At 67.5% G+C, this 13,579-nt stretch carries 9 protein-coding genes; 4 read left to right on the forward strand and 5 right to left on the reverse strand.

The window, feature by feature from the left end:
* The first annotated feature begins 129 nt into the window (after window positions 1-129).
* The 3 genes from ASE83_RS09235 (at window position 130) to ASE83_RS09245 (ending at window position 4,171) form a co-directional block, all read left to right on the forward strand.
* Window positions 130-576, forward strand: coding sequence for a hypothetical protein (locus tag ASE83_RS09235; RefSeq protein WP_055788572.1), 447 nt, complete (start codon window positions 130-132; stop codon window positions 574-576).
* 149 nt (window positions 577-725) lie between these two features.
* Window positions 726-2,819 (forward strand): TonB-dependent receptor, encoded by a 2,094-nt coding sequence (locus ASE83_RS09240; RefSeq protein WP_162236606.1) that lies wholly within the window; start codon window positions 726-728, stop codon window positions 2,817-2,819.
* Window positions 2,816-4,171, forward strand: a complete 1,356-nt coding sequence (locus ASE83_RS09245; protein WP_055788577.1) for a PepSY-associated TM helix domain-containing protein — start codon at window positions 2,816-2,818, stop codon at window positions 4,169-4,171. The genes ASE83_RS09240 and ASE83_RS09245 overlap by 4 nt, the downstream gene beginning before the upstream one ends.
* A 2-nt stretch (window positions 4,172-4,173) precedes the next feature.
* Here ASE83_RS09245 and ASE83_RS09250 read toward each other — a convergent pair whose 3' ends face one another.
* From ASE83_RS09250 to ASE83_RS09265, 4 genes are all read right to left on the reverse strand, one after another.
* Window positions 4,174-5,151, reverse strand: coding sequence for a haloacid dehalogenase-like hydrolase (locus ASE83_RS09250; RefSeq protein WP_055788580.1), 978 nt, complete (start codon window positions 5,149-5,151; stop codon window positions 4,174-4,176).
* Window positions 5,151-7,199, reverse strand: a complete 2,049-nt coding sequence (locus tag ASE83_RS09255; protein ID WP_055788583.1) for a phosphocholine-specific phospholipase C — start codon at window positions 7,197-7,199, stop codon at window positions 5,151-5,153. The genes ASE83_RS09250 and ASE83_RS09255 overlap by 1 nt, the downstream gene beginning before the upstream one ends.
* Window positions 7,200-7,386: 187 nt before the next feature.
* Window positions 7,387-9,768 carry a TonB-dependent receptor domain-containing protein gene (locus tag ASE83_RS09260; RefSeq protein ID WP_055788586.1) on the reverse strand — a complete coding sequence of 794 codons (2,382 nt, stop codon included), beginning with the start codon at window positions 9,766-9,768 and terminating at the stop codon, window positions 7,387-7,389.
* A 116-nt stretch (window positions 9,769-9,884) separates the two neighbouring features.
* Window positions 9,885-11,102, reverse strand: coding sequence for a DUF5690 family protein (locus tag ASE83_RS09265; RefSeq protein WP_235515980.1), 1,218 nt, complete (start codon window positions 11,100-11,102; stop codon window positions 9,885-9,887).
* A gap of 353 nt (window positions 11,103-11,455) precedes the next feature.
* Here ASE83_RS09265 and ASE83_RS09270 point away from each other — a divergent pair, with 353 nt between their 5' ends.
* Entirely contained in the window at window positions 11,456-12,451 is a 996-nt protein-coding gene (locus tag ASE83_RS09270; protein WP_055788589.1) for a ligase-associated DNA damage response exonuclease, read from the forward strand.
* A gap of 473 nt (window positions 12,452-12,924) precedes the next feature.
* Here ASE83_RS09270 and ASE83_RS09275 read toward each other — a convergent pair whose 3' ends face one another.
* The gene (locus ASE83_RS09275; RefSeq protein ID WP_055788591.1) at window positions 12,925-13,353 is read right to left on the reverse strand and encodes an immunity 8 family protein; all 429 of its coding nucleotides are present in this window, start codon (window positions 13,351-13,353) and stop codon (window positions 12,925-12,927) included.
* Between the last annotated feature and the right edge of the window lie 226 nt (window positions 13,354-13,579).

Genomic DNA, 13,579 nt, shown 5'->3' on the forward strand with positions numbered 1-13,579 from the left:
CGACAACATCACGCCGCACCCCATCAGTTCAGTATCTGCTGCCGATCGAGCATGAGACGGGCGTGAAGAAGGCTGCGCCATGCCCGCAACGGCCATGACAACCACCGCCCGCTCCGCTAACACCGCCCGGTGTCTCGCCTCCGCCGCCTGTTCCTGACCCATAACGCACTGGCGGCGTTGGTGATTATCGTGACGCTTGCGATGAAGGCGGTGGTGCCGGCGGGGTTCATGCCGATGCTGGTCGAGGGGCGTGTCGTCATCGCGCTGTGTTCGGGCTTCGGTCCCGTCATCCCCGTTGCGGCTCCGCCCAAGATGGCCGGGATGCACCATGGCGCGGCGATGGGCGCGGATCACGGGCGCCACGCCCCCAAGGATGGCGGGCAACACGACGACAAGCCGCAACCCTGCGCCTTTTCCGGGCTAAGCACGCCGTCGCTGGCGGGGGCCGATCCGGTGGTGCTGGCGATCGCCATCGCCTTTGTCCTGACGCTCGGCCTGCATATCGTCGTGGCCCTGCCGGTGATGCGGCCCGGTCGGCTATGGCCGCCGCTTCGAGGGCCGCCCGCACTCGCCTGATTCCGTTCGGTGCGTCGAGCTTCCCCGCGTTGGTCGTGGGGGCCGGCGTGCCGGTGTCTTGCGCGACGTTCCGCCTATCGCCGTCCGGCGATGCGGGCCGTGCGGTGGTGGGCCGTGACCCGCCACCCGGATTTGAAGGGTTAGTTTACATGTCATCATCATGGGCCGCATCGGCGGCCATGCTGTGCCTTGCGCCGGTCGCACAGGCGCAGGAGCGCGACGAGACGCGTGAACCCGCTCGCGACGACACCATCGTCGTCACGGGCACCAAGGCGGGGGATTTCGGTGCGAAGTCGGGCATTCCGATCGACCGCGTGCCGCAATCGATCCAGGTTCTCGACGACGAGGAACTGATCGCGCGCGGGGCGCGCAGCGTCGGCGACATGCTGCGCGCGGTGCCATCGGCCAATGTCGGCGGCAGCCGCGTGTCGCGCTACCAGAGCTTCGGCCTGAAGATCCGCGGGTTCGTCGCGGACCAGATGCGCAACGGCATCCGCCAGCGTTATTATGAGGACGTCGATGCCTCCGCCCTGTCGAACATCGCGCGGGTCGAGGTGCTGAAGGGACCATCGGCCGTCCTCTATGGCCAGTCGGCGGTGGGCGGCATCCTGTCGATCGTCACCAAACAACCGACCGATGCGCCCGAAGCCTCGGTGGCGCTGACCGGGGGCATGTACGGGCAGAAGATGGCGACGATCGACGCATCGACGCCGGTCACCGACACGCTGGCCATCCGCCTGACCGGGGAGGTCGAGCGGTCGGGCACCTTCGTCGATGTCCAGACGATGGACCGCGAAAATGTCGCGCTGACGCTGGCATGGCGGCCGAGCGCGACGGTATCGGCGCATCTGGTCACCGAATATGTCCGGCGCACCACCGCGAACAATCCGGGTCTGCCGGTGGTCGGCACGGTGCGGAGCAACGGTGTCGCGAGCGTGCGGCGATCGGCGTTTCTGGGCGAGCCGAACTTCACCGATCTGGTCGCCGACGCACCGCTCATTCAGGCATGGGTGGCGTTCGACATGGGCGCGGGATGGGCGCTGACCCCGCGCTTTCAATATTCGGAATTCAACACCTCGCTCGATCAGGTGCGGCTGCTGGCCCCGGTCACCGGCCAGCCGACCCGCATCCAGCGCAACGGCCGGCGTGGGCGCGAGGCGGATCGCTATACGATCGCCCAGCTCGACCTGACCGGACAGGCGACCACGCTGGGGATCGAACACAGGCTGCTGTTCGGGATCGAGCATAGCGCCGAGCGGCCGACCTTTCGCCAGTTCGATATCGTCGCGGGCGACATCCCGCCGATCGATGCGCTGGCCCCGGCCTATAGCTATGCGACGCGACAGCCCCGGCTGGCGTTCAGCTTCTTCACGCGGGGCAAGGTCGATGGCTTTGCCGCCTATGCACAGGATCAGATCGCGCTGACCGATGCGTGGAACGTGGTCGCGGGCGTGCGTCATTCGTCGTTCAATTATGAGAACCGGCGCACCACGCCCGGTGGCACGACGCGCGATGCCGATACGATCGCGAACACCATATGGCAGCTAGGCACCACTTGGCGGATCGGCGGCGGATGGTCGTTGTTCGGGGGCTATAACAAGGGGTTCGACATCGACCCCGTGGTCGGATCGCGCAGCCGCGACGGAACGCCCTTCCGCCCCGAAACATCGGATCAGGTCGAGGCGGGCATCCGCCTGACCCGCGACCGGCTGCGCGCCAGCCTGTCGGCGTTCCGCATCCGTCGCAACGATGTGGCGGTAACCGATCCGGTCGATGTGAACTTCCAGGTGCAGGAAGGGCAGTTGCAGGTGCGCGGTGCCGAGGTCGAGGGGGAATGGACCCCGGTCGATGGCTGGTGGATGCAGGGCGGCTATGCGGTGCTCGACGGGCGCGTCACCCGTACCACCACGGCGGCACTACGCGATGCGCGGCTGGGCGATACGCCCGGACACACCGCCACCGCATCCACCCGCGTGACGCTTGGACCGGTCGAGCTGCGCGGCGGAGCCTATCATGTCGGTGCGCGGCGGCTGGTGAACGGCAGCGCGGTCACGCTCGACGGCTATACGCTGTTCGATCTGGGGCTGGGGACCGACGCCGGGCCGGTCCGGATCGACGCGATGCTGACCAATGTCGGCAATGCCACCTATTACACCGCCAATGGTGGCGCGAACTTCGTCTATCCGGGCGATCCGCGCACGCTGTCGGTCCGGGTCGGCTACCGGTTCGGGGGGCGGTCATGAGCGATACGCGCCTCTATCGCACGATCTGGCGCTGGCATTTCTATGCCGGGCTGATCGTAGCACCGTTCCTGCTGATCCTGAGCGTCACCGGCGCGATCTATCTGTTCAAGGACGAGTTGAACGACGCACTGATGCCCGATCTGCAGATCGTGGCACCGGTCGCCAAGGCACTGCCGCCGTTGCGGATGATCGCGGCGGCGGTGGCGTCGGTGCCCGGCGTCCCGACGCGGATCGACCTGCCCGAAGCGTCCGATCGTCCGGCCAGGGTGTGGATCGATGCCGCCACCGGCGAACCGCGACAGGTGATGGTCGATCCGGGCTCGGGGCGGGTGCTGGGCAGCTATGTCTATACCCATACGCTGGTCGGGTTCGCCGATGTGATGCACGGTTCGCTGACCTTCGGCCCGTGGGGCGATGCGGTGGTCGAGCTGGCGGCGTGCTGGGCACTGATGCTGATCGCGTCGGGCCTGTTCCTGTGGTGGCCGCGCGGGCGAAGGTCGCTGGCGGGGGTGTTGTGGCCCCGGCTGCGCGCGCGAGGGCGCGTGTTCTGGCGCGACCTGCACGCGGTGACGGGGGTGTGGAGCGTCGCGCTGATCGCGTTCCTGCTGCTGACCGGCCTGCCCTGGGCCGTGGTGCAGGGGCCGCTGGTGCGCGGGGCGTTCACCGCGCTCGGCATCGGGAATGAGGCGGCGCGCTTCGGGCATGAAGCGCCGCACAGCGCGCCGATGGGAACGCTGGGCGACGTGCCGTGGAGCCAGATGACGGCGTCGATGCCGGCATCCGATCCGACCCATGCCGAGCATGGCGGCGGGCATCTGTCGGTCGCGGACCCGGCTGCCGTCGCGGGCACCGATGCGATCGCCGCCAAGGCACGGGCGGCCGGGATCACCGGCGGCTATCGGCTGTACCTGCCGTCCGGTCCGACCGGCATCTACACCGTGCTGGTATCGCCCCGACAGCCGGAGGGGCAGCGGACCTTGCAGTTCGATCGCTGGTCGGGGCGGCTGCTGTGGCGGAATGGCTGGAGCCGCTACGGCGTCGGCGCGAAGGCGGTCGAACTGGGCGTGCAGATCCATATGGGCCGCTATTTCGGGCTGCCGAACCAGTTGCTGATGCTGCTGCCGTGCATCGCCACCGTCCTGCTGGTCGTCAGCGGGGTGACGATGTGGTGGCGCAGGCGACCCAAAGGCACGCTGGCCGCGCCGCCGCCGGTCAGCGGGGCGCGGCTGCGCGGGGCCATTACGCTGCTGGTCGTGGCGGGCGTCGTACTGCCGCTGTTCGGGGCGTCGCTGCTGGTGCTGGCGGTGGTCGACCGGATCGTGACGGCATTGCGCCGCCCCGCCGTTGCCTGAGATCAGTCGACCGGCGTCAGCGCGCGCCGGTCGACCTCGACCCAGCGCGCCGCACCGTCGCCGCCGCGCGCGGCCCGCATCGCGCGCAGCCGCTGCGTGGTCGGCGCGTCGTGATCGATCCACAGCCGCACGCCACCCGAATGGAACAGCATCGCCCAGTCGCTGCCGCTGTCGCCCGCGACCAGCATCGGCCGGCGCACCGGATCGATATAGGCCATGATCGCGGCGACCTTGCCCTCCTGCCACGGCGACGGCGACCATAATGTCGTGGTGGGGACAAGCGCGACACGCCCAGACCAATAGCCGGGTGTCGCCGCCGTCCCCCGCGCGATGTCACGCCGCGCGGTGGAGATCGTGCCGGCGGAATCACGCAGCAGCATCGACGTGCCGATCACCTGTTCGGGCGGGATCGACAGGCCATAGCGCGGGTCGGACGCGACCATGCGCACCACCTCCTCCTGCGATGCGCTGACGATATAGACCGCCACGCCGCGTGCCGTCAGCGCCGCGATCAGCGCGCGTTGCGCGGCATAGACGCGGGGCGCCTCGATCACCTCCTCGACCGGCTTGCCATCCCTGATATAGCGGACGGGGATGCCGCCGCGATGGGCGAGCAGGGCGTCGAACCGCTGCTTGAGGACGCCCAGCGGTTGTCCGGCAAAGACCTGCGCGCTCCACGGCAGGCACAGTTTCGCGTCGAAATCGCACAGGCGGCGGTAATAGCCGTACAGGCTCTCACCGGCCATGACCGGTATCGGGCGCAGCTCGGGCGGCAGGCGGTCGACCGACACCCAGCCTTTCTGTTCGAAGAACGCGATGCCCGCCTCCTCGATGTCGCTGCTCCACAGCGTCCCGTCGGCGTCGAACACCGCATAGTCGCCGGGGCGCGCCGCCGCGACGGCGCGGTCGAGATCGGCCTGTGCGGCGGCGGGCCATGGCGTGGCGGCGGCGAGCATCAGCGCGAACAGTGGCAGGGGCATCAGGACAGGCTTTCGACGAAGGGATCGCTGACGCTCGCTCGTCCTGCGCGATCGTGCCGCCCGGCGATGCGGCGGCGATAGGCGGGATGCGCCGCCTGGGTGAGCGTCATGTCGTACCAGCCGAGCGCCTGTTCCAGCGACCAGCGATGGCGACCGGCGTGCAGCGCCTCCTCCGCCACGCCGCCGCCGGGGGTCAGACGGCGCAGGCGGAACCCGGTGCCGGGCAGGGTGAGAGTCAGGCCGGCGTTGCCGATGGTCCATGCGACCGGCGTCCCGGCGTCGTCCCGCGTGCCGACGAAATGCCGGTGGAAGCCGTTCGGTCCCAGCACCCACAGGTCGTAGCGCCCCTGTGCGTCGAACGTCCACTGCCCCTCGATCCGGTCGCCCGCGCCGACGACATAGCGGCGCGGCGGCTGGTCGCGCCGGTGGCGGTCATAGACATGGAACACCGCCCCCGCGCCATCGGCGGCAAAGCGCAGGGTCAGGCCGTCCGCCGCAACATGCTCGGTAACGTCGAGGCGATAGGGCAGCGGGCGCGATCGGCGCACGCCCGGTTCCTGCCACGGCGCGGCGGCGGGCGGGGCGGGGGGATCGACCTGCCCTTTCAGCGCGGCGGCACGGCGGGCATCCTCGCCCGGATTGGGCAGGCGCGGCGTTGCGGTATCGCTGGCGGCGAAGTCGAACGCGCTGGTCAGGTCGCCACACACCGCCCGCCGCCAGGCTGCGATATTGGGCTCGTGGAAACCGAACCGGGTTTCGAGGAAGCGGATGACCGAGCTGTGGTCGAAGGTCTGCGAATTGACCCAGCCGCCCCGGCTCCACGGCGACACGACATAGAGCGGCACGCGCGGGCCGAGGCCGTACGGACGCCCGCGATAGGCGGGCAGGTCGATGTCCTTGTCCCCGACGCTCGGCACGTCATGATACGCGCCGGCCAGATCGACGGTCGATCCTCCGCCCAGTGCCCCGTCCGGCCCCCGAGACGGCGGGGCGGGCGGGGGCATATGATCGAAGAACCCGTCATTCTCGTCGAACATCACCAGCAACACGGTGCGCGCCCAGACCTTCGGATCGGCGGTCAGCGCGTTGAGCACGCCCGCGATATAGTCGGCGCCCTGTGCCGGGCTGGATGGCCCCGGATGTTCGGACCCGGCGGCGGTGGCGATGACATAGGATACTTGCGGCAGGCGACCGGCGAGCACATCGGCCTTCAACTGCTCCGGCCCGCGCGTGGTCAGCGCGCGGTCCTTCAGCACGGGATCGCCGCGCCCGGCATGGGCGTCGCGAAACGCCGCGAAGCCCGCCAGCGGATTGTCGGTGAAATTGTCGTCCATGTCCTGATAGATGCGCCAGTCGATCCCCGCCGCCTGCAGTCGCTCGACCGTGGTGGTCCAGCGATAGGGATCGGGCGCGCCGCCCTTCTCGACGAAATCGTCGTGCGAATTGCCGATGGCGGGGCCGCCATGGCTACCGGCCGGATCGTTGGTGCCCGTCCACAGGAACAGGCGGTTGGTATTGGTCCCGGTCTGGACCGCGCAGTGATAGGCGTCGCAGATGGTGAACGCCTCGGCCAGCGCGAACTGGAAGGGGATGTCGGCGCGGCGGTAATGGCCCATCGCGCGGGGATGCTTCGCTTCGGGCCAATGCGCCATGCGCCCTTCGTCCCAGGCGCGCTGCGCATCGGGCCAGGCGTGCGGCGTGCCCTCCATCCGCATCAGCTCGAACTGGCGGCGGGTGTCGAGGTGAAAGGGAGACATCGTGCGGGGACCGCCGGGCAGGGTGCGGTCGACCTGTTGCCAGACGGTGCCGTTGGACGTCGGGATGGGCAGCCGGTCGCCAAAGCCCCGCACCCCGCGCAACGTGCCGAAATAATGGTCGAAGCCGCGATTCTCCTGCGCCAGGATCACGACATGCTGGACATCGGCGATGGTGCCGGTGCGCCGGTCGGGCGCGATCGCCGCCGCACGCGCGATCGCCGCCGGCAACGCCGCCGCCCCGGCAAGGGCAGCACCGGTGGACAGGAGCGTGCGGCGCGAGAGATCGACCATGGGATATCCCGAAAGCTCGGCAGTATTGCCAGTTACCAAACCAATCCGGTTGTCCTGAGTAGCCACTGAGCTTGTCGAAGGGGCGTATCGAAGGACCGCTTTGGGCAGGTACTTCGATACGGGTCTTCGACAAGCTCAGCCCCTACTCAGCACAAACGGGTGTACGCGATTGTGTTGACGGGGTAGCTCAGAAATCGAACGTCAGCGCCGCCGTAACGGTGCGCGGCGTGCCGAGGAACGCCGACCCGCCGTCCGCCCCCGCCAGATAGCGGCGATCGGCAAGGTTCGTCGCCTGTACCGTCAGCGACATCCCCTTCATCACCGCGTTGACTTCGCCCAGATCGACCCCGGCATAGGCGTCGACCGTGGTGAAGCTGGGCGCAGTGGCCGTTCCGTCGCTGCCGATGAAGCGGTCGCCGACGAACTTCGCCGCGCCGCCGACCTTGAAAACGCCATGGGCGTAGTCGGCGGCGGCGACCCACATGTTGCGCGGGGAATTGATGACCTGCCGCCCCGGCGTCACGCCGATATCGGCATCCTGCGCGGCGTTGCCGGTGCCGAGATAGGTGGCGTGGTTATAGGTATAGTTGCCCGACAGAGTCAGCCCCTGCGTCACGCGATAGGCGAGCGCAGCCTCGATCCCCCGGCTCTTGATGCCGCCGACGTTCAGATAGACGCTGTCCTGTTCCTCCAGATAATCGATGCCGGTGACCAAGTTGGCCGAAATCGACTGGATGCGGTTGCTGAACTTGATGTCATAGGCCGTCAGCGACGCCTTGACGCGGGCCGTCGAATAGCGCGCGCCGATTTCCAGGTTGTTGGCGGTTTCCGGCTTGATCCGGGCGATCACCTCGCGCGGTTCGCCCAAGGGGCCATTGCCGATCGCGGCGAAGTTCTGCGAATAGCCGGCAAACGCCTCCAGCCCGTCGATCGGCGCGTGATAGACGATGCCGGTCGAGATCAGCGGGCGGCTGTTCGAGCTGAGCTTCGTCACGGCACGGTCGTTCAGCAGCTCGGCGCGACGTTGGTCGAGGAAGAACTGCTTCACGCCGAACCGCGCGGTCAGCGGGCCGAACGTCACCGCATCCTCGACATAATACATGATCTCGTCGAGGTCATAGTCGGTGCTGAACTGCTGGTAATAAGGCTTGCCGTCGAACGCCGGGCCGACCAGCGCGTTGGTGATCTTGTGCCAGTCGCGCAGCTGGTTGGCGCGGCCGCGCTCCCACCACAGGCCGCCGCGCAGCGTGTTCTCCACGCCGCCGAAATCATGCGTCCACGCGGCATCGGCGGTCAGGCCGCCCCGGTCGTTCTCATAATGCGTATGGCGGTACGACATGACCGGCGTCGAACCCGCGGCATAGCAGCTCGGCGAATAGACCGCCGGGACCAGCGCCGTGCCCTGACATCCGGTCAGGAACGTCGCCTTCGCACCCGTCGGGGTCACGAAATAATAGCGGCCAAGATTGCCGCCGCCGATCTGCGTCGGCTGGCTGCCGGTGAATTCACTCTCCGGATTACCGGTGCCGTCGTTGCGCACGTCGACCAGATAGGGGGGCGCGAAGTCGCCACGACCGCGCATCCGGTGATAATAGCCGGCACCCGACAGCTTCACTTCGCCCAGATCGGTCTCGGCGCGCAGATAGCCGAACAGGTTGCGGCGCAGTGCACGCGAGGTCGAGCGATAGCCCTGATCGATATAGGGAATGCCGGTCCAGTCGTCGGTATAGGCATCGTGGTTCGGGTCGTTGGCGAACATTTCGGGGCTGACCGACCCGAATTCGGCTTCGTCGGCATCGTCATAGCTGACGAAGCCGGTCAGCTTCACCTGGTCGACATGGCTGACGAACTTGGCATCGACATGGTCGCGGCGCGTCTCGCCCGATCCACCGATCCAGTCCTTGACGCGTGAGGTCGAGGCGCTGACGAACGCGCGGGTGTCGCCGGCGAACCGGCCGGTATCGACGCGGCCATAGATTTTCCGCGCACCGAAATCGCCGCCGGCCAGCGTGAAGCGCACGCGCTGGTCCGCGAGCGGATCGGCGGTCACATAGTCGAGCGTACCGCCCAGCGCCTCGTTCGAACGTGACGAGATGTCGGCGGTGCCCTGCGATACGATGATGGTCTTGAGGTCGAGCACGTCGAGATAGCGGTTGGCGCGCGACCCGCCGCCATAGCCCGACCCGCCATTGGGCAGGCCGTCGATGGTCGAACCGATCTGCTGGCCGCCACCGCCGCCCGAGCTGAAGCCGCGGATGCTGATCGAGGTCGCCCAGTCGGACGAACCGAACGCATCGCCCTCCGCCACGAACACGCCGGGCAGTTCCTTGATGAGGTCGTTGACGCTGGTCAGCGCCGACTGGCGTTCGATCATCGGCTGCGTGACCTGCGTGTTCGCAAAGGTCGTCGCCTTGCCAGTGACGACGATCTCGCCGCCGCTGCGCGATTCGTCCTGCCCGGCGCCGCCGGCCACCTCGGTCGTCGTCGCATCGGCCGGGGCCGTCTGCGCATGGGCGTGCGTCGTCCCCGCCGCGATCGCCATGATCGCCGCACCCGTCATCCAGTTCATGAAAGTCTCCCCGGCGGCCTGGCCGCTTGTGTCCCGGCCGGTGGTCCGGCCCTGACGCGCCTCTGGCAGCGGTTGATGACGTGTGTGTGACTATTGTGGGAAAGTGACTGTCATCATCACGATGTCATCGCATTTCCATCATGTGGTCGCGAATATCGCCGGACAAACCACAATGCGGAAACCAGCGTCCCACAGGCCAGCACGATTCCGGTCACCAGCGTCGCCGCGGTGAAGAAGCCCAGCCAGTGCGCGCGGTCGTCGGACAGTTCGCGCAGCAGCAGCAACCCGACGCTGCCGGCATAGCCGAACGAATCGGCCAGATAGATCAGGAAGCCGGCATTGCCCGGCGACCGGTTCAGCGCCATCATCCGGTCGAACAGCACCGCGCTGAACGGTGCATAGGCGCTGTAGATGCCGATCCCGATCCACACCGTCCACGCGACCGGTCCGATCGCGCCCAGCCGGAACAACAGGGTCGCTCCGCCCAGCACCACCGCCCCGAACAGGATCGCACCGTGGATGGCCAGCAGCGCGCGCACATTGCTGCGGATCGTCGCCAGCAACGCCATGCCGATCAGCACGACGATCGTCACCGGCACCTCGGTGACCGAAAACATCGCGGCGGGCGCACCATTGCCCAGCTCGGCCCAGATTTCCGCGGCGAAATTGTCGCGGAAATCGCGCAGGGAGGTCAGCAGGGTATAGCCGAGGATCAGCATCGCCAGCGGCAGGGCGTTGGCGCGGACATAGCCGCGCCGGGCCGGGCCATCCATCGCCGCCCGTTCGCCGCGCGCCGCCCGGTCGGCGGCATCGGGCGGCGGGGTGCGTGCCAGCACCGCCAGCGCCGCGACCAGCAGCGGCGCGAACAATATCCCGGTCGCCGCCGGCATCCAGAACGGCGACAGACCGTGCTGCACCAGCAACGCGCCCGCCGTCCTGGTCGCGCCCGACGACAGGATGAAACTCGCGGTCAGCATCGCGGCCAGCATCTCCGACACCCGCCGCCCCTCCAGATAGCGGAAGACGAGGCCCCAGATCATGCCGAGCGGCAGGCCGTTGAGGAACAGGCACAGCGGCCCGAACCGCGCCGGGAGTATCGCAAAGCCGAGCAGCGCGACCCATGCCGCGCCGATCAGCGACAGGATCAGCCCGGCGCGCCGGTCGCTGCGATGTTCGGCAACGACCTTTACCCCGATCATCTTCGACAGGGCATAGCCGAGCGCCTGCGCGATGATGAGCGTCGCCTTGTAATCCAGCAAATGCCACAGCGACTGCTGGTCGGCGAAGGCGACCGCCATCACCGGTTTGCGGAACGCATACATCGCGAAATACACGCAGAACGCGGCCAGTCCCGCCGCGAACAGGGGGACACGGGAGGGGGCTGGCGTCGGCAAGGGCTGGCAATCGATACGAAACCCCCTTCTCCTCTGACCGGTCGACATTCGGCTACTCCCGGTGTCGTTCCCGATCGATGCTTCCAGCCTCTCCGTCACCCCGGACCTGTTCCGGGGTCCACCGATCCGCGATCGCGGTCGATAGAGGCTCGCACCGCACCGATTGCCGCGCCCTAGTCCCCGGAACAAGTCCGCGGTGACGAAATAGAATGTGGATGTCGATCCGACCTAGGCTGCGGATATGTCGGTTCGATGACCTTGGCACCGGCTCGGGCACGTCCCATGTCGCTATAATGGCTCTTGCCCGATGGATCACCCCGCATCCCAGCGGCATTCACCTGCCGGCGATCGACCTGTGGATCGATCCGTCGGAGCCGGTCGCGCGCGCGCTCGTCACGCACGGCCACGCCGATCATGCGCGCGGCGGTCATGGGCAGGTCTGGGCGACGCCCGAAACGCTGGCGATCATGGCGACGCGCTACGGCCCGCAGAACGGGGTGCCGGTCGCCTATGGCGAGAGCATCCGGATGGGCGGGTACGACATCTCGTTCGTGCCCGCCGGCCATGTGCTGGGGTCGGCGCAGATCGTGCTGGACCATGCCGGCGAACGGGTGGTCGTGTCGGGCGATTACAAGCGGCGGCCCGATCCGACCTGTGCCCCGTTCCAACCGGTGCCGTGCGACGTGTTCGTGACCGAGGCGACGTTCGGTCTTCCCGTTTTCCGCCATCCCGAGACCCGCGACGAGATCGGCAAGCTGCTGGCCGCGCTCAGGATGGAGCCGGAACGCTGTGTGCTGGTCGGTGCCTATGCGCTGGGCAAGGCGCAGCGGGTGATCGCAGAGGCGCGGGCGATGGGGTTCGACGATCCGATCTACCTCCACGGCGCGATGCAGCGCCTGTGCGACCTCTATATCGAACTGGGTGTCGATCTGGGCAAATTGCGGCCGGTGGCCGGCGCGACGAAGGCGGAATTGCAGGGACGGATCATCGTCGCGCCGCCCTCCGCGCTGGGTGACCGCTGGTCACGGCGGCTGCCCGACCCGATCACCGCGATGGCGAGCGGCTGGATGCGCGTGCGCGCGCGTGCCCGGCAGCGTGGTGTCGAACTGCCGCTGATCCTGTCCGATCACGCCGACTGGGACGAACTGACCCAGACGCTGACCGAGATCGCGCCCAAGGAAGTCTGGGTGACCCATGGCCGCGAGGACGCGCTGGTCCATTGGTGCATGACCCGCCAGATCAAGGCGCGGGCACTAGATCTGGTCGGGTTCGAGGATGAGGATGATTGAGGGGCGGGCTTAGGGCCGATCGACCTTCAGCTATGCCTGGTGTCGTTGCTGATCGACGCCTCCAACTTCTCCGCCACCCCGAAACACGTCCGGGGTGGCGATAGGCATCCGTCCCAGGAAGCGTGAACCTGGGCAAGCCGTCCCGCGACGATCGCATTCGCTTGGGGCATTCGACGCAGTCCATTCGGTTGAACACTGATACGCCGCTCCGATGGGGCGAGCCACTTCAGACGCAGGATCGTCACCCCGGACTTGATTCGGGGTCCCACTGCTTCTCCTGCGGTCGGCAGAAAGCCGGCTCCCGGCTCAGGGCTGGGGTGACGGCAATGCTTGGCCGTCGTCACGACTGACACCGGCCGCTGAATGCTGATCCGTTTGCCTGTCGTCGCCGCGATCGGGGTGACGCGCAGCCTCCGAAGCCGGTGAAGTCGCCCCATGCCGCCGCTGAATTACCTCTTGAGCGCGAAAACGCTCTATCGCTTGGGCGGGAGTTCCACATAGTCTTCGAACTCCCATCGCGACCATCGAGCCAGCTTGGTCGCGATCTCCGGCCAGTCGGTCCCGGTCGCCTGCGCAATCCGCTTGGCAACGTAACGTTCGACAGCGGTAAAATCGAAGCGGACCATGAACAGATGGAACCGGCCCGAAACCAGATGCTCGCGTTCGACTTCGGCAGCAAGCCATGCGGGCGAGCATAGCTCGAAGTCGAACGACTCCTCACCTGGCAGGTCCACGGGTCCGACCACGGCGCGGAGCGTCAGGCAGAACGTCTCGCCCGGCGCGTAGGACGCCAGATCGTCGACATCGGTGCTGAACAAGGATCGCAGTTCGGCTTGCATTCGCTGATTGTAGAAGAACGGCCCGCGCTCGCCAATCGCATAGGCGTGCAGGGCAAAAAGCACCGGCTAGGACCGATCGACATTCACATGCCACTTCGTCACCCCGGACTTGTTCCGGGGTCCGCCGGGCCGCAATCGCGGTCGCCAGAGGCGCACACCGTACCGATTGCCGCGCTGTGGACCCCGGAACAAGTCCGGGGTGACGAAGGGACTCGAGGCGTCGATCAGCAACGACACAGGAAGTAGCTGAATGTCTATCGGCCTAAGACATCTGAGACGTCGCTTGGTA

Origin of the sequence: Sphingomonas sp. Leaf32, assembly GCF_001421765.1 — a bacterium.
In the GTDB taxonomy this organism is placed as follows: domain Bacteria; phylum Pseudomonadota; class Alphaproteobacteria; order Sphingomonadales; family Sphingomonadaceae; genus Sphingomonas.